Origin of the sequence: Salipiger sp. 1_MG-2023 (assembly GCF_030547555.1) — a bacterium.
In the GTDB taxonomy this organism is placed as follows: Bacteria; Pseudomonadota; Alphaproteobacteria; order Rhodobacterales; family Rhodobacteraceae; genus Salipiger.
Window position 1 is genome coordinate 1 of sequence record NZ_JAUOQN010000001.1, and the last position, 17,273, is coordinate 17,273.

General features: G+C 65.4%; 14 protein-coding genes. 4 read left to right on the forward strand and 10 right to left on the reverse strand.

Annotated elements, in window-relative coordinates; all coding sequences use genetic code 11:
* From Q4543_RS00005 to Q4543_RS00025, 5 genes are all read right to left on the reverse strand, one after another.
* Positions 1–635 (reverse strand): hypothetical protein (locus Q4543_RS00005; protein ID WP_303435691.1); only part of this gene is annotated, 635 nt, incomplete at its 3' end.
* A 152-nt stretch (positions 636–787) separates the two neighbouring features.
* The gene (locus tag Q4543_RS00010; RefSeq protein ID WP_216004313.1) at positions 788–1,387 is read right to left on the reverse strand and encodes a superoxide dismutase; all 600 of its coding nucleotides are present in this window, start codon (positions 1,385–1,387) and stop codon (positions 788–790) included.
* A gap of 117 nt (positions 1,388–1,504) precedes the next feature.
* Positions 1,505–2,086 carry a sarcosine oxidase subunit gamma gene (locus tag Q4543_RS00015; RefSeq protein WP_303435692.1) on the reverse strand — a complete coding sequence of 194 codons (582 nt, stop codon included), beginning with the start codon at positions 2,084–2,086 and terminating at the stop codon, positions 1,505–1,507.
* On the reverse strand, positions 2,079–5,117 hold the full coding sequence (locus Q4543_RS00020; protein ID WP_303435693.1) for a sarcosine oxidase subunit alpha family protein: 3,039 nt from the start codon (positions 5,115–5,117) through the stop codon (positions 2,079–2,081). The genes Q4543_RS00015 and Q4543_RS00020 overlap by 8 nt, the downstream gene beginning before the upstream one ends.
* 85 nt (positions 5,118–5,202) lie before the next feature.
* Positions 5,203–5,508, reverse strand: coding sequence for a sarcosine oxidase subunit delta (locus Q4543_RS00025; RefSeq protein WP_216004310.1), 306 nt, complete (start codon positions 5,506–5,508; stop codon positions 5,203–5,205).
* Between the two features lie 191 nt (positions 5,509–5,699).
* Between Q4543_RS00025 and Q4543_RS00030 the strand changes: the two genes are divergently transcribed.
* On the forward strand, positions 5,700–6,113 hold the full coding sequence (locus Q4543_RS00030) for a hypothetical protein (protein WP_216004309.1): 414 nt from the start codon (positions 5,700–5,702) through the stop codon (positions 6,111–6,113).
* Between the two features lie 14 nt (positions 6,114–6,127).
* On the opposite strand, the gene Q4543_RS00035 is transcribed toward Q4543_RS00030, so the two are convergent.
* Positions 6,128–7,372: a sarcosine oxidase subunit beta family protein gene (locus Q4543_RS00035; RefSeq protein WP_216004308.1), complete on the reverse strand. Its 1,245-nt coding sequence runs from the start codon at positions 7,370–7,372 to the stop codon at positions 6,128–6,130.
* Between the two features lie 212 nt (positions 7,373–7,584).
* Here Q4543_RS00035 and ccmI point away from each other — a divergent pair, with 212 nt between their 5' ends.
* The 3 genes from ccmI to Q4543_RS00050 are packed head-to-tail and all read left to right on the forward strand — an operon-like array spanning position 7,585 to position 9,489.
* A complete protein-coding gene (gene ccmI / locus Q4543_RS00040) occupies positions 7,585–8,808 on the forward strand; it encodes a c-type cytochrome biogenesis protein CcmI (RefSeq protein WP_303435694.1) in 1,224 nt (407 codons plus the stop codon).
* A 43-nt stretch (positions 8,809–8,851) separates the two neighbouring features.
* The gene (gene ruvX, locus Q4543_RS00045; protein WP_216004306.1) at positions 8,852–9,322 is read left to right on the forward strand and encodes a Holliday junction resolvase RuvX; all 471 of its coding nucleotides are present in this window, start codon (positions 8,852–8,854) and stop codon (positions 9,320–9,322) included.
* A complete protein-coding gene (locus Q4543_RS00050; RefSeq protein ID WP_303435695.1) occupies positions 9,319–9,489 on the forward strand; it encodes a DUF1289 domain-containing protein in 171 nt (56 codons plus the stop codon). Before ruvX ends, Q4543_RS00050 begins: the two co-directional genes overlap by 4 nt.
* On the opposite strand, the gene Q4543_RS00055 is transcribed toward Q4543_RS00050, so the two are convergent.
* From Q4543_RS00055 to Q4543_RS00070, 4 genes are all read right to left on the reverse strand, one after another.
* Positions 9,486–11,162 carry a hydantoinase B/oxoprolinase family protein gene (locus Q4543_RS00055; RefSeq protein ID WP_303435696.1) on the reverse strand — a complete coding sequence of 559 codons (1,677 nt, stop codon included), beginning with the start codon at positions 11,160–11,162 and terminating at the stop codon, positions 9,486–9,488. The two genes, Q4543_RS00050 and Q4543_RS00055, sit on opposite strands and share 4 nt — an antisense overlap.
* 172 nt (positions 11,163–11,334) lie before the next feature.
* Entirely contained in the window at positions 11,335–13,392 is a 2,058-nt protein-coding gene (locus tag Q4543_RS00060) for a hydantoinase/oxoprolinase family protein (protein ID WP_303435880.1), read from the reverse strand.
* 30 nt (positions 13,393–13,422) lie between these two features.
* The gene (locus Q4543_RS00065) at positions 13,423–16,122 is read right to left on the reverse strand and encodes a molybdopterin cofactor-binding domain-containing protein (RefSeq protein ID WP_303435697.1); all 2,700 of its coding nucleotides are present in this window, start codon (positions 16,120–16,122) and stop codon (positions 13,423–13,425) included.
* Positions 16,122–16,946 carry a xanthine dehydrogenase family protein subunit M gene (locus Q4543_RS00070; RefSeq protein WP_303435698.1) on the reverse strand — a complete coding sequence of 275 codons (825 nt, stop codon included), beginning with the start codon at positions 16,944–16,946 and terminating at the stop codon, positions 16,122–16,124. Before Q4543_RS00070 ends, Q4543_RS00065 begins: the two co-directional genes overlap by 1 nt.
* Between the last annotated feature and the right edge of the window lie 327 nt (positions 16,947–17,273).

Here is a 17,273-nt window from a genome sequence, read left to right on the forward strand (position 1 = left end):
CGAACTTCCCTCAGAACCGATCTTGCCATGAAAAGGGCAGACCGCCGAGGGTTTATGTGATCATCCGGGATGGAACACCTAGGCTCTTCCGGCTCCACGACAAACTCAACACGGCCAGTCAATAGATTCCAGCTGCAGTTCTGAAACGTCCAATCTTCTTCGCTGTAGATCGTATCTGCATCGAAGCCAGCGATAACATAGTCCCCATCCCGGAAAGCGATCACAGTTTCATATCTCTGTCCCGCGCCCTGTAGCACTCCGCTTTCGACTGAGAAGGAACTGTCAGACCGAGACGTGAGGCTCCCATAGCCGTATGCCCGGAATGCATCCTGCAAACGCGCCACGAGACGAAGGTGTCCGTACTCACTACCTTCGTATATCTCGAGATCGGCCAGGAAGTTGTCAGACCCGACTTTGATGACAGCGAGGTCGTCATAACCATCGCGTGTCCAGTCTTGTTTCAGAACAGACTTTACGTCTCCACTTTGCTCTTCGCGCCAGCGCTTTGAGCGGTCGACCCAGAACTCAGGTAGTGTCACGAAAGCAAATTCATCAGGTTCTGCTGCTTGAGCGCCCGAACCGGAGATAAAATAGAATGCAGCCGCTAGCAGACCGGCCATCGCAAACAATCGCATGATAAACATCCTTGTTTTTCAATAGCCTTTTCCGCGAAATCTTGGACGGGATTAAGGCAGATCGATGAAAATCAAAGAACACTCAGATTCGCAAAAAAATACGCCCCGCACATTTCGGCACGGGGCGTCCTGAAACTCAGCTAAGCGTCAGATCACATGCGCGATGCGACGTTTTCCCAGTTCACCAGGTTGTCGAGGAAGTTGGCAAGATAGGCCGGGCGCTTGTTGCGGAAGTCGATGTAGTAGGAATGCTCCCACACGTCGCAGCCCAGAAGCGCGGTCTGGCCAAAGCACAGCGGGTTCACGCCGTTTTCGGTCTTGGTGATCTTGAGGCCACCGTCGGTGTCCTTGACCAGCCATGCCCAGCCCGAACCGAACTGGCCCGCACCGGCGGCGCTGAAGTCTTCCTTGAACTTGTCGACGGTGCCGAAGCTGTCCTTGATCGCCGCTTCCAGCTCCGAGGGCATGGACGAGGCGTCCGGCCCCATCATTTCCCAGAACTGCGCGTGGTTCCAGTGCTGCGAGGCGTTGTTGAACAGGCCCGACTGCGCCACGGCGCCCTTGTCATAGGTGCCGGTCACGATCTCTTCGAGCGACTTGTCGGCCCATTCGGTGCCGTCGATCAGCTTGTTGAGCATGGTGACATAGGCGTTGTGGTGCAGGTCGTGGTGGTATTCCAGCGTTTCCTTGGACATGCCCTTGGAGGCAAGCGCGTCATGTGCGTAGGGAAGATCGGGAAGGGTGAAAGCCATTTTGATATCCTCTCGTGTGTCAGTTTCTTTACGCCAAGACCTAACCCAGCGGGGGGCGAGGTCAAGCGGTCCCTGCTCTGCGCGGCTGCACAGGGCAGAAGTCTTTTTCGACGGTGGTCAAACGGGTTGCGCGATGTGAAAGCCCACCTCGCCGCCCGGCTCCGCCGCCAGCGTCAGCGCCTTGAACGCATACTCCGCCACCGAGCGGAAGCAGAACACCTGCGCCGTTGTTTCCGATTGCAGCCAGATCCCCGCCGCCACCTGCGCAAGCCGCGTGCGGCGGATCGTGCCGGGGGTCAGGGCGTGTGCGGCCATGTCGGCCGGGGTCAGCTTGGCCAGCACGTCGCGTAGCTGCGGGCCTTTGACCGCGATGAACGCCCGCGCGTCCGACACATCGGTGATCGCGATGAACCAGCCATCAAAGACCTTGGTCAGCTCGGCCATGGTCTCGGCGACCTTGTCATAGGGGCACAGCAACAGCAGCTCGTCCTGCGCCATCCAGAGCAGCGCCCCCGTCTCGCCCTGAGCCGAGCCCAGCGGCGCGGGCACCTCGAGGCCGATCGCCCCGCGCAGCGTTTCACGGAAATCGGCGCTGTGCTCGCAGCGGATGGAAATCTGCCCCTGCGCGCCAATCGGCCAGACGGCGCAGAGCCCCTCGGAGCGGGCACCCTGCATCGGGACGCGGATGGTATCAGACATCGGCCTTTTCCCCTTTCGGATCATAGAACACCGGGCTGACGATCCTTGCCTCGACAAGGCTCAGCTTGTGGGTGGTGTGGTCCTGTTCCTCGGCGGTGAACCAGATGCTCTCGCCCATGCGCTCGGGCCCGTTTTCGACCAGCCCCATGGCGATGCCCTTCTTCAGCGTCGGCGAGTAATAGGTCGAGGTGACTCGCCCCTGCACGTTGCGCTGCCCGTTGGCGTTCTTGCCAGCGGCAACGCAATAGGCGCCATCGGGCAGCACCGATCCATCGGGCGTTTCCAGCCCCACGAGCTGCCAGCGCCCTTCGCGCACCATGTCGGGGCGTTCCTGCGCGCGCTTGCCAAGGTAGTCGGCCTTCTTCTTCGAGATCGCCCAGTTCAGGCCCAGATCCTGCGGAATCACCGTGCCGTCGGTCTCGTCGCCGATCATGATGAAGCCCTTCTCGGCTCGCATGACATGCAGCGCCTCGGTGCCATAGGGGGTGATGTTCCACTCGGCCCCGGCCTCGATCAGCTTGTCCCAGAAGGCGCGGCCACGATTGGCGGGGATGGCGATTTCATAAGACAACTCGCCCGAAAAGCTTATGCGATAGACGCGGCAGGGCGTATCGGCCAGCGTGCCATCGACCCAGCCCATGAACGGCAGCGTGTCTTTGCTCAGATCCATGCCGCCCAGCTTTTCCAGCAGCTTGCGGGCATTGGGGCCGACCACGGCAATCTGGGCATATTGCTCGGTCAGGTTGGCGGTATAGACCTTCCAGTCCCACCATTCGCATTGCAGCCAGTCTTCCATATGGGCGTGAACGTGATCCGCGCCGCCCGAGGTGGTGTGGCACAGCCAGCTGTCCTCGGACAGGCGCACCACCACGCCGTCATCCATCAGAAAGCCGTTCTCGTTGCACATTAGCCCATAGCGGCATTTGCCCACCGGCAGGGTCGACATCATGTTGGTGTACATCATGTCGAGGAATTTGCCCGCGTCCGGCCCTTTGACAAGGATCTTGCCCAGCGTCGAGGCGTCGAGAATGCCAAGGCTGCCGCGCGTGGCGTCGATTTCCCGGTTGACCGCATCGCGGCGGGATTCCCCCGCCTTCGGGTAGCAATAGGGTCGGCGCCACTGGCCGACGATCTCCCATTTGGCGCCCTGCGCCTCGTGCCAGTCCTGCATCGGGGTGCGGCGCAGCGGCTGGAACAATTCGCCGCGCGCCTCGCCGGCAATCGCGCCAAAGCTGATCGGGGTATAGGGCGGGCGGAATGTGGTGGTGCCGACCTGCGGGATCGGCTTGCCAAGCGCATCGGACAGGATCGCCAGCCCGTTGATGTTGCTCAGCTTGCCCTGATCGGATGCCATGCCCAGCGTGGTATAGCGCTTGGCATGCTCGACGCTTTCATAGCCCTCGCGGGCGGCAAGCTGCACGTCCGACACCTTGACGTCGTTCTGATAGTCCAGAAACGCCTTCGTCTTCAGGTCCGGCCGCGCCCGTGCGGGCATGATCCAGACCGGCAACAGGGGCGCTTCATCGATGATTTGCGCTGACGGGGTGGCGGCGTCCGCGGCCTCGATCCCGAGGCGGCGGGCGGCGGCGACCCCGGCCTTGGCGGCGCAGCTCAGCGTGTCCGGCAGGCTCAGGAACCCGTTCGCCGCGCCGCAGGCCATCACAAACGGCTTGCCATCCGCGCCACTCGGCGCGCGGGCGGCATCGGGGCGAAAGAACGCCTCGACCTCGTCCCAGCTCAGCTTGCCGCCGCAATGCGACCACAGATGCACCACCGGCGACCAGCCGCCCGACATGGCCACCGCATCGCAAGGGATTTCCTCGATCACCGAGCCTTCGCTGACCTGAAGGCAGGTCGCAACGCCGCTGACGCGCTTGCTGCCCAGAACCTTGCTGACCGCCCGGCCCGGCTCGATGCGGATGCCAAGCGCGCGGGCCTCGTCGGCGATCTTGCCACCTCCAAACGGGCGGGCATCAAGGATCGCCGGAACCTCCAGCCCCGCCTTGACCAGCGTGATCGCGGTGCGATAGCCGTCGTCGTTATTGGTGACAACCACGGTGCGGGCGCCGGGAATGACCCCGTAATTCACCACGTAATCGCGCATCGCCGAGGCCAGCATCACGCCCGGCAGATCGTTGCCGGCAAAGCTGAGCGGGCGCTCGATCGCCCCTGTTGCGGTGATCACCTGCTTTGCCCGCATCCGCCACAGGCGGTGACGCGGACCGGGCGCGCCGGGGGTGTGATCGCTCAGCCGCTCATAGCCAAGGATATGGCCATGATCCTGCACCGCCGCGCCCATGAAGCGCAGGCGCATCTTTACATTGGGCATCGCCTTCAGCTCGGCGACAGTCTTGGCAACCCATGCATCCGGGTCCATGCCATCGATGCTGCCGCCATCGACCGGCGCGCGCCCGCCCCAATGGGCGCTCTGCTCGACCAACAGCACCTCTGCCCCGGCCTGTGCCGCCGATTTCGCCGCCTGCAAGCCCGCAACGCCGCCCCCGATCACCAGCAGATCGACATGGGCGTGGAAATGCTCATAGCGGTCGGCATCGCGGCTTTCGGGGTCGGGCGCCTTGCCAAGCCCCGCCGCCTGCCGGATCACCGGCTCATACAGGTGTTTCCACAGCGGGCGCGGCCACAGGAACGTCTTGTAATAGAACCCCGCCGGCAGGAACCGGGCCAGCTTGGCGCTGATCTCTCCGACATCGGTTTCCAGCGACGGCCAATGGTTTTGGCTGCTGCTTGTCAGCCCGTCGAACAGCTCAGTCGTGGTGGCGCGCTGGTCGGGCTCGAACCGCGCGCCCTGCCCCAGATGCACCAGCGCGTTGGGCTCTTCGGGGCCGGAGGCAACGATGCCGCGCGGGCGGTGGAATTTGTAGCTGCGCCCGACCAGCACCTGATCATTGGCAAGCAGCGCCGAGGCCAGCGTGTCGCCGGCATATCCGGTGAAATGCTTGCCGTTGAAGGTGAAGCCGATCTGCTTCTTGCGGTCGGTGAAACGACCGCCGGTTGTGAGTCTCGCGCTCATGCCTCGGGCCTCGTCGGGATTGCGCCGGGCATCGCCCCGGCCGGAGTGGTCTGAAAAACCAGAGTGGTCTGGAAAGGGTGCAAGCTCATGCGCGGGCGGCTTCGATGCGATCAAGGATGTCTTGCGGCGGCTCCTGCGTCTGGGCGGAATAGGTGCCAAAGACCTGCATGGTCACGCTGTCGCGCGCCGCAAGGAACCACTTTCCGCAGCCATAGCTGTGCCGCCATCGCTCGAGCACCACCCCCTTGGGGTTGTCGCGCAGGAACAGATAGCCTTCGAAATCCGCGTCGCTGCTGCCAGGGCCAAAGCGTTTCAGATGCGCCTCGCCGCCCGGCGTCAGCTCGATCTCGGCGGCGTCCACGCCACAGCAAGGACAATGCAGGATCAGCATGGGAAACCTCCGGCTTCTGGGATGCGGCGTTCGCTGGGCGCCGCTGGAATGACATTCTGTCCGCTCGCCTGCGCAAATGGCAGGCACACGGGTATTTCTTCGGAGTTTCTTAACGCGGCCTGCCCAGCGTCAAGTGGCGGTCTAAAGGTCACGCCTACCTCTGAGGAGAGGCACATAAGAAGGGAAAGCCCATGAGCAGATTGCTGACGCTGACGCTGACGTCCCATCGTGGCCGGGATTACCCGGTCGAACTGTTCACACCGGATACCAGCTTTACCGACAGCGGTGCGGTGTACCTGTTCCTGAGAATGCCGCAGGGCCGCTCGCTTCAGGCGCAGGTGCTGTATGTCGGCGAGGCCGACATGCTGCACAGGCAACTGATCGCCGACCGCCGCGCAGGCGCTGTCTGGCAGCGGGCCGAGGCGATGGGGTTTGATACCATCGGCGCGCTGGCGCTGGCCCGCCCCGAAGACCGCAGCGCCATCGCGCGCGAATTCATCCACAGCTGGAACCCACCGTGCAACGACGGGCATGGCGCGATGCTGGGCCTTGTCGGCCTTGCCGCGCCGATGCCCGAATTGCGGGTCGCCGGCCTGCGCCGTTGATCGATCCGGCTGCATCAATGCGCCACCCCCGCGGCGACGGATTCATCGATGAAGCGCCCTTCGCGGAACCGGTCCATGCCAAAGGCCGCCGTGAGGGGGGATGCGCCGGTGGCCATCAGCTCGGCAAAGCCCCAGCCAGATCCGGGGATCGCCTTGAATCCGCCGGTGCCCCAGCCGCAGTTGAAATAGCAGCCCTCAAGCGGGGTTTTGGACAGGATCGGCGAGCGATCGCCCGTCACATCGACGATGCCCGCCCATTGCCGCAGCATCTTGAGCCGCGAAATCATCGGGAAGGTCTCTACCAGCGCCCGAACGGTTTCCTCGATGTGCTGGAAACTGCCGCGCTGCGCGTAGTTGATATAGCCATCGGTGCCGCCGCCGATCACCAGCTCGCCCTTGTCGGACTGCGACAGATAACCGTGTACGGTGTTGGCCATCACCACCACGTCGATGCAGGGCTTGATTGGCTCTGACACCAGCGCCTGAAGCGCCACCGATTCCAGCGGCAAGCGGAAACCGGCCATCTCGGCCACCACCCCCGAATGCCCGGCCACCACGACGCCCAGCTTGTCGCAATCGATGCGGCCCAGCGTGGTCTCGATGCCGCGCACCCGGCCATTGGACTGGCGCACCGCGGTGACCTCGCAATTCTGGATGATGTCCATGCCCATGTCGGAACAGGCCCGCGCATAGCCCCAGGCCACCGCATCGTGGCGCGCCGTGCCGCCGCGCGCCTGATACAGCGCGCCCAGCACCGGATAGCGCGGCCCTTCGATGTTCATGATCGGGCACAGCCGCTTGACCTCGGCGGGCGAGATCATGTCGGTGTCGATGCCCTGTAGCCGGTTGGCGTGAACGGTGCGCTGATAGCCGCGCAGCTCGTGTTCGGTCTGCGCCAGCATCATCAGCCCGCGCGGGCTGAACATCACGTTGTAATTAAGATCCTGACTCAGCCCTTCGTACAGCGAGCGGGCCTTTTCATACAGCGCCGCCGAAGGATCCTGAAGATAGTTGGACCGGATGATCGTGGTGTTGCGCCCGGTGTTGCCGCCGCCCAGCCAGCCCTTTTCGATGATCGCCACATTGGTGATGCCGAAATTCTTGCCAAGGTAATAGGCCGTTGCCAGCCCGTGCCCGCCAGCACCGACGATAACCACGTCATATTTGGTCTTTGGCGCGGGACTGCGCCATGCGCGCCCCCATCCGCTGTGGTAACGGGCGGCCTCTCGGGCAACGGCGAACATGGAATAGCGTTTCATCAGGCCTCGAATCCGGATGCGTGGGTCGATCTGTCGCCGCAGACTTGATCACGGTCAGCGCCCCTTCCGCAACCGTCTCTTGCTGACGGGTTCGCGACTTTGCGGCGCAATGGGCGATCCGTCGCGCCTCTCGGGGCTTTTGTCCCGGCCCTTGCATCTATACATGAAGCATGGGCGGAAGTCCCGCAGCGCGCGGGAAGACGGGAGAACGCATGACCCTTTTCTGGATCATATCGGGCGCGGCGGTGCTGGTGGTATCGGCAGTGCTTGCGCTTGCCCTGCTGCGCGGGAAATCCGCTGGCGATGATGCACAGGCCAGCGATCTTGCGGTCTACCGCGACCAGCTGCGCGAGATCGAGCAGGGCGCAGCGCGCGGCGCCATCCCCCCCGAAGAGGCCGAGCGCCTGCGCACCGAAGTGTCGCGCCGTATCCTGTCTGCCGACGCACGCAAGGACGGCGCGCCGCAGCGCAAACAGTCGCGCGCCGCGACACTGCTGCTGTCGGGCCTGATTGCCCTGTTGCTGTTGGGCGGTAGCTTTGCGCTGTACTGGCGGCTCGGCGCGCCGGGCTATCGCGATCTTGGCCTGCAATCACGCGTTGCCATGGCCCAGGAGCGGCGCGAAAGCCGCCCCTCGCAGGCCGACGCCGAAGCGCAGCTGCCGCCCGCGCCCGTCCCCGATGCCTCCGAAGAATACCTTGCGCTGGTGGAAAAGCTGCGCAGCACCGTGCAGCAGCGCCCGGATGATCTGCGCGGTTTTCAGCTGCTCGCCCGCTCCGAGGCGGCGCTTGGCAATTACGCCGACGCCTACCGCGCGCAACAGCGGCTGATCGAATTGCAGGGCGACGCCGCGCAAGCGCAGGATTACGCCGATCTGGCCGATATGCAGGTGATGGCAGCGGGCGGCTATGTGTCGCCCGAAACCGAACGGGTGTTGGACGAGATCATGCGCCGCGACCCGGAAAACGGCGTCGCGCACTATTACGGCGGGCTGATGATGGCGCAAACCGGTCGCCCTGACGCCGCCTTCCGCATCTGGGACAAGCTGCTGCGCGAAAGCCCGGACGATGCGCCTTGGGTGCCCGCAATCCGCAACCAGATTGCCGAACTGGCGATGCTGGCCGGGGTCAATGATTATACCCCACCCGTCGCCGCGCTGTCTGGCCCCAGCGCCGAAGACATTCAGGCCGCCTCGCAAATGTCGGACGAAGATCGTCAGGAGATGATCCGCGGCATGGTCGAGGGGCTGAGCGACCGGCTTGCAACGCAAGGGGGCGGAGCGCAGGAATGGGCGCAGCTGATCGGCGCGCTTGCCGTGCTGGGAGAAACCGCCCGCGCCAGTGAGATCTGGAACGAGGCGCAGACCGTCTTTGCCGCGAAGCCTAGCGCACTTGCGACCCTGCGCGAGGCCGCCACCCGCAGCGGGCTGGTCGAATGAGCCGCTGCCACCGCCAGCCCCGCCACAAAAGGACCACCGCCCGATGATCCACGATGATATGGAAAGCTTTGCCGCCGCCCTCCCCCCGATGCGCGCGCTTGCCGGGCTGGACCTTGGCACCAAGACCATCGGGGTTGCGATCTCGGACCGGCTGCGCAGCGTCGCGACACCGCAGGAAACCGTCAAGCGCAAGAAATACACGCTGGATGCACAGCAGCTTCTGGCCATCCTAAAGGACCGCGAGGTCGGCGGCATCGTGCTGGGCCTGCCGCGCAACATGGACGGCTCCGAAGGGCCACGGTGCCAGTCCACCCGCGCCTTTGCCCGCAACTTCTCGCAGCTCTGGGACGGCCCGGTTACCTTTTGGGACGAACGCCTGTCGACCGTCGCCGCCGAGCGCGCCCTGCTCGAAGCCGACACCTCGCGCGCCCGCCGGGCCGAGCTGATCGACCACGTGGCCGCGTCTTACATCCTTCAGGGCGCGCTCGACCGGCTGGGGAACCTGTCGCGATGAGCCTCAGCCCCTGCACCAATATCTGCGTGATCGAGCCGAAAAGCCGTCTGTGCAAGGGTTGCCTGCGCAGCATCGACGAGATCACCGCATGGAGCCGCCTTGGCGACGACGCCCGCCGCACCATCATGGAAACACTGCCCGAACGGCGCCCGCTGCTGGCCGATTAGCCGAACAGCGCCTTGGCCTCTTCGGGGCTATAGCGCCCAAGCCGCACGTCTTCAGCCACCAGCGCCGGATCGCGTTTCGACGGATCGCCGAAACCGCCGCCACCGGGCGTGCAAACCCGCACCCGATCCCCCGCAGCCAGCTGGATGTCTTGCGCCTTGCTCAGATGCTCGGGCACAAAGCTTTCGCCGCCACGCGTCACCAGCACCCGGTTCTTCGCGCCATCCTTGCCGCCAAGCGCCCCCTGCGGGCCAAATCGGCCGTGATCCATCACGAAACTCGCCCGCGCATGACCCGCGCGCAGCTCGACCTCGTAATCAAGGCCAAAGCCGCCGCGATGCTCGCCCGCGCCGCCAGACCCCTCGTGCAGGGCATAGCGGTGATAGAGCACGGGAAACTGCTGCTCCATGATCTCGACGGGGGGCGCCTTGGATATGCCGATGGTCGAACAGCCGTTGGAAATACCGTCCCCTCCAGCATAGCCGCCATAGCCGCCGCCCGAAATCTGGTACATCACATAGGCCTGCCCGGTTTCGGGAACCTCGCCGCCCAGCGCAAAATTGCCCGAAGACCCGGCGGGCGAGGCGCTGACCTTGCCCGGCAGCGCCTGGATGAGCGCCGCAAACACCGCTTCGGCGATGCGCTGGCTGACCTCGGCGGCACAGCCCGACACCGGGCGCGGATAGCGCGCGTCCAGAAAGGTGCCCTCGGGCCGGATCACCTTCAGCGGCTCGAACGCCCCGGCGCTGATCGGAACGTCTGGAAAGATATGCCGCATGGCCAGATAGACCGACGACAGCGTTGTCGCGATCACCGAATTCATCGGCCCCTGACACGGCGGGCTGGTCCCGTCGAAATCAAAGGTCAGGCTTTCGCCGTCGCTTGTCACCGCAAGCTTGATCTCGAGCGGCTCGTTCACCACCCCGTCGCTGTCGATATAGGCGGTGCTGCGATAGGTGCCGACGGGGATCTGCCCGATCTGCACCCGCATCTGATCCGCTGCGCGGACCCGCAACTCGGTAATGGCCGCGCTGACGGTATCATCGCCGTAGCGATCCAGCAGCCGCGTCAGCCGCGCCTCCCCGACATAAAGCGCCGCCGCCTGCGCCTTGACGTCGCCGATGCGCTGATCGGCCACGCGGATGTTGGAACAGATGATGGAATAGATCTCCCGATCCAGCTCGCCGCTCTTGAACAGACGCACCGGCGGCAACCGCAGCCCCTCTTGCTCGACCGCCGTCGCCGAGGCCGAAAAGCCCCCCGGCACCGCGCCGCCGGTATCGGGCCAATGCCCGGTATTCGACAGCCAGCAAAAAATCTTGCCATCCCGCCAAACCGGCATGGCAAAGCGCACATCCATCAGATGCGTTCCGCCAAGATAGGGATCGTTGACGATATAGATATCGCCCGGCTTGGGCGCAGCCACCTTGCCCTCTGCAATCATCGAAATCAGCGTGGCGGTAGAATATTGCATCACCCCCACGAACACCGGCAGCCCCATCGAGCCTTGCGCGATCAGACTGCCATCTTCGGCGGAATAGATCCCGTCCGAGCGGTCATTCGCCTCGGCGATCACCGGCGAGAACGCCGCGCGCGAAAACGACAGGTCCATCTCGTCGCAGACCTGCTGCAAGCCCGACTGGATGACGGTGAGGGTAATCGGATCGAGGCTCATCGCGCTACTCCGGTGTTGGCAAGGGATGTCCGGCGGCCGGGCAGCCTCCGGCGGGAGTTTATCTGGCAAGATGAAGACAGGCGCCGCGCCCCAACTTCATCTTGCCGGGTAAACTCCACGGGGGTCCGGGGGTGTGAAACCCCCGGCCCGGCAGCGCGGGCAGGCACCGCGATCATGTCTGCGCTCCCACGGTGACGATCAGATTGCCATCGGCGTCCTGAGTGGCGGTGTCGCCCACTTCCAGCACCAGCGTGCAATCCATCTGTTCCACGATGGCCGGACCATGCAGCGCGGCATCCAGAGGTAGATGGTCGCGCCAATAGACCGGCACCTCGCACCAGCCATCGAAGAAAACGCGGCGTGCGCCGCTTTGCGCCTCGGCCAGCGTCGCCTTGCGCCCGGAGGCGTCGATCAGCGCGGCAAGGTCGATCTCGGGGCGGCGACCGATCACCGATGTCGCGACATTGACCAATGCGGCGCGGATCTCTGGCAGGCGCACCTGAAAGCGTTTGAAATACGCCTCCTCGAACAGCGCCTGAAGTTCATCCCGCGTGGGCGCATCGCTGGGCAGCGGCACGCGTAGCAGGTGAGTCTGGCCGATGAAGCGCATCTCGACCGAGAAGGCGATCTTTTCCTCGGCGATCTCAACCCGCTCGCGGGCGATGGCGGCGCGCCCATCGGCGACCTGCTTGGTGAACAGCGCATGAACCTCGTCCATGTCGCAGGCATCCAGCGGCCTGTTCACCGTGGCGACGTAATCATGCCGCAGATCGGCGACGATGCAGCCGAGTGCGTTGGTGATGCCGGGCCGGGCCGGCACCAGGACGCGCGGCACGCCCAGTTCGCGCGCGATGGCGCAGGCGTGCAGCGGCCCGGCGCCGCCAAAGGCAAACAGCGCGAAATCGCGCGGGTCTTCGCCCAGCGAGATCGACACCATGCGCACTGCATCCGCCATCTTGGCATTGGCAATGCGCAGCACGGCGGCGGCGGCCTCGTCGGCGCCAAGCCCCAGCTTTGCGCCCAGCGTCGCAAACGCCTCGCGGATGGTGTCCAGCGACACGCCTCCGGCCCCGGTGTTCAGCCGGTCGGGATTGAGCCTCCCGAGCAGCATGTTGGCATCCGAGATCGTCGGCAGCGTGCCGCCCTTGCCGTAGCAGATCGGCCCCGGCGTTGACCCTGCCGAGTCCGGCCCGACCTGCAACAGCCCTGCCGCATCGACCCGCGCGATCGACCCACCGCCGGCGCCGACGGTGCGCACGTCCACCATGGGGACGTGGATCGGCATGGCGTATTCCACCTCGATCTCGTGGCTGACGGCGGGATCGGCGCCCCGGATCATCGCCACGTCTGTCGAGGTTCCGCCCATGTCATAGGTCAGCAGATCGGGGATGCCCGCGCGCCGGCCCGTATAAGCCGCCGCCATCACGCCCGAAGCTGGCCCCGACATCACCGTCTTGGCCGCCTCATCCGCCACCACGCGGGCCGAGACCATGCCACCGTTGCCGTTCATCACCAGAAGGTCGCGATCATAGCCGCGTTCCGACAGCTTGTCGGCCAGCCGTTCCACGTAGCGCCGCAGCAGTGGCTGTACGCTGGCGTTCACCGCCGCCGTCACGCCGCGTTCGTATTCGCGCGATTCCGAAATCAGCGCGTGGCCCATGGTGATGTTGCCATTGGGCCAGACCTCGCGGGCGATCTGCCCGGCGCGCTGTTCATGCGCGGGATTGGCGTAAGAGTGCAGGAAGTGGATCACAAGCGCCTCGCAGCCCTTCTCCACCAGCTCCGCCAGCGCCGCTCGCAGTGCCTCCTCGTCCAGCGCCGTGTAAACCGCGCCGTCCGCCAGCATCCGCTCGGGCACTTCAAGCCGCAGATCGCGCGGGATCAGCGGGCGGAACTGCCCGGTCATGCCATAGGCATGGGGGCGGGTGCGGCGGCCCAGTTCCAGCACGTCGCGAAAGCCCATGGTGGTGACCAGCCCGGTCTTGCACAATTGCCGTTCCAGCACGGCGTTTGTCGTGGTCGTGGTGCCGTGCACGATCAGATCCAGCGCGGCGGCATCGACACCGGCCGCATCGAGTGCATCCAGAACACCGCGCGACTGGTTGTCGAGCGTGGTCGGCACCTTGGCCAGCTTCACGCTGCTGGCGCGACTGTCGTAATAGACAAGGTCGGTAAAGGTGCCGCCCACGTCGATGCCCGCGAAGGTGCCGGTAAGGGTGCTGTCGGTCATCTGCGGGGCCTTTTCAGAGTTATCCAGCATTCAAAGCGCCTTGATCGCGGCCCGCAGGCGCGCGGGCGTTGCGGGCAGGTGGTGGATGCGAGCGCCCGTGGCATGGGCAATCGCGTTGAGAACGGCAGGGGCGGTCGGGATCAGGCAATGCTCGCCCAGACCCTTGGCCCCATACGGCCCATGCGCATCGCCGCTTTCGATGATCAGCGTGTCGATGGGGGGGACGTCGCCAATGGTGGGGATCAGGTAATCGTGCAGATTCTCGGTGCGCCCGGGCAGGAATTCTTCCATCAGTGCAAGGCCGATGCCCTGCGCGACGCCGCCTTCGACCTGACCTTCGACCAGCAGCGGGTTGATGGCTTTGCCAACATCATGCGCCGCAACCATGCGGATCAATTTCGTAGTGCCAAGCGCCAGATCCACCTCGGCCACGCAAAGCTGCGCGGCGGTGCCAAAGACCGCATAAGGGTCGCCCTGCCCGTTCTCGTCCAGCGGCGTGGTGGGCGGATCGTAGCTCTCAACCGCCTCTAGCGCATAACCGTCGCCGGACAGCGGCACCTGAACCGTGGCGTCGCCATCGCTCAGCGTCAGGCCGTTGTCGAACGAGATGACCGCCGTATCCGACACGTTGCCAAGGCGCAGGATCTGCGCCCTGAGCGCCTCGCCGCACAGCCGCGCGGCATTGCCCGAGATATAGGTCTGGCGGCTGGCCGAGGTCTTGCCCGCGTCCGGCGTGATATCCGTGTCGGCGCCGATCAGCGAGACATCGGCGACGGACACGCCCAGCGCCTGCGCAAAGATCTGGGTGATCACGGTGTTAGAGCCCTGCCCGATATCGACAGCGCCCTGATGCAGGAACAGCTCGCCCGCAGCAGTGATCCCGGCGTGGATGGTCGAGGGGTTGGACATCGAGGTGTTGCCGCAGCCATACCAGCCCGACGCCACGCCGACGCCGCGCTTGACGCCCGAGTGTTCTGCGTTGAACGCCGCGCAGTCGGCCAGCGCCGTTTCCCACGCGGGCTTCAGCGCTTCGAGGCAAGCGTCGATGGCCATGCCGCGTTCGAACACCTGCCCGGTGACGGTGGGCTCGCCATTGCGCAGCGCGTTGCGCAGGCGGAACTCCAGCCGGTCGATGCCCAGCTTTTCCGCCATCATGTCGTACAGCTGTTCCTGTGCCACCGCCGATTGCGGCACGCCAAAGCCCCGGAACGCCCCGGCAGGCGCGGTGTTGGTGTGGATGCCAGCGCTGCGGGCCTCGTAATTGGGCGTGCGATACGGGCCCGAGGCATGGATCGGCACCCGGTTCGCCACGGTTGGCCCCCAGCTGGCATAGGCGCCGGTGTTGAACACCCCGTCGAAGCGGGCACCAAGGATATGGCCGTCGTCATCGGCGGCGATCTCCATATGCACCTCGGAGGGGTGGCGCTTGGTCGAGGCCATCAGGCTTTCGGTCCGGGTGAAGGCGATGCGCACCGGCTTGCCGGTGATCCACGCCGCCAGCGCCACAAAGGGCTGCGCCGTCAGGTCCAGCTTGGACCCGAAGCCGCCGCCGACCGCCGTGGGCAAGATGCGCACCTGATCGGGCGCAAGCCCCATCAGCCCGGCGATGCCGTCACGATTCATGAACGGTGCCTGCGTGCAGCAGCGGATTTCCAGCCGATCGCCAACGCGCACCGCCGAGGCAGCCTCGGGCTCGATATAGCCGTGTTCGATGAAGCCGGTGGAAAAATCGCCGCTGACAATGTGCGGCGCGCTGGCCAGCGCCGCGCCCGCGTCGCCGCGTGCGACATAGCCCCGGCACATGACGTTCTCGGCCCGGTCCGCGTGCAGCAGTGCCGCCTTGTCCGCGCCTTTCGGCGTGATGATCGACGGCAGTTCTTCCCATGTCACCGGAAAGGCGGGCATGGCGGCGATGGCCTCGGGGGTGCCGACAACGCAGGCAACCGCCTCGCCCTTGAACCGGGTCTCGCCCTCGGCCAGCATCGGCTGGTCCTCGAAGCCGGGGATGACGCCAAAGCGGTTCTCTCCGGGGATGTCGGCGGCGGTCAGAATGACCTCGAGCCCATGCGCATCGCGAAAGGCATCCAGATCGCCAAAGCGGAAGGCGGCGCGGTGATAAGGCGCGCGGATGGGCCGGGCGAGCAGCGCGCCCTCGGGGGCGACGTCATCGCCGAAACGCTCCGTGCCGCTGACCTTGGGCCAACCATCCAGCCGCGCGATGGGCGCGCCAACGCCCCCGGTGGCCAGCGGCGCGGTGCCCGATGCGTCCAGCACCGCGTCGATGATCTTGCGGTACCCGGTGCAGCGGCAGAGCACGCCGCCCAGCGCATCCTCGACCGCCTCGGAGCTCAGCGGCGCGCCAGAGCGCAGCAGCGCCACCGCCGACACCATCATTCCCGGCGTGCAGATGCCGCATTGCGCCGCCTGATGGCGCTGAAAGCTTTGCGCCAGCCTTGCCGCGTGCGGATCATCGGCCACCAGCCCAACCTGTGTTTCGATCACCGCGCCCTGCGCCTGCCCTGCCGCGATCATGCAGGCGCAGACCGGCGCGCCGTCGAGCAATACGGTGCAGGCACCGCAATCGCCGGCGTTGCAGCCGATCTTGACGTCCTTGGCCCCGGCGCTTTCGCGCAGCACCTCGGACAGGCGGGCGGTGGGCGAGGTGGCAACGGTGACGCTGTCGCCGTTCAGGGTGAAACCGATATGGTCGTGCGGGGCGTCGAGCGACATCAGAGGGTCTCCATGGCATTAGCAACGGTGCGGGCGACCAGCGCCGTCACCGCGTCAAGGCGGTAGCCCGCGCTGGCGCGGACGTCGTCGATGGGGGAAAGCTCGTCAAAAGCATAGGCGCCGGTGCGGGCAAAGACCTCGTCCTGCGTCGCCCCGACAAGCTGCGTCTCGAGCGCGCTCAGGCGGCGGGCGACGGGCGAACAGGCGCCAACGGCGATGCGCGCGGTTTCGATCCGGCCTGCGCTTGTGGTGACGGTGGCCGCGACCATGGCGATCGAGATCACAAGATACTTACGCGCCCCCAGCTTGAGGAACGCGCCCTGCCCCGGCACATCGGGGATATGAATGGCCGACAGGATCTCGCTCGGCTCAAGCGCGGTGCGGCGCGGGCCAAGGATGAACCCCTCCAGCGGCAGCACCCGCGTGCCCCCCGCCGAGGCCAGCTCCACCGACGCATCCAGCGCCAGCAGCGCCGGCACGCCGTCGGCCGCCGGCGAGGCGTTGCACAGGTTGCCCGCCAGCGTTCCGGCGTTCTGGATCTGCACCGATCCCACCTCGCGCGCGGCGGCCTTCAGCCCATCGAACAGCGGCGGCAGATCGGCCTTTACGATAGCGGTCCATGTGGTCGCACCGCCAATGCGCCAGCCGCTGTCGCTGCGCGTGATGCCCTTCATCGAGGCGATTCGCGTCAGGTCGATCAGCTTGGGCGGCGGCGCGCCGTCGCGCAGGCCCGGGTACAGATCGGTTCCGCCCGCCAGCAGCGCCGCGCCCCCGCCGCTCAGCGCAAGCGCGTCTTCAAGCGATTCGGGTCGGTGCAGGGTCATGGTCTCTCTCCGGGCGATCAGCTGGGTCATTTTCATTCGTATGCAAACGAAGATATTCGAGCCTAGGAGCAGGATATCAAACCTGTCAATGGCCGAAGACCGCCGCGCCGCATGGCATTTCGCGCTTTGCTGAATTTCGCATCATACGCCCTGCACGCCTAGCCCCGAACGCACGACAGGCTTGACAGCGCGCAAACCGCTGTGCGTTCGTATACAAACGAACTGACCCTGCCAGCCCCAAACGATGGAGCCCGCGAAGTGACGGCCGAAACCTCTCCCGTGAAACGTGACCGCCCCGAGCAGCCCGCAAAGATCCGCTGCGATGCC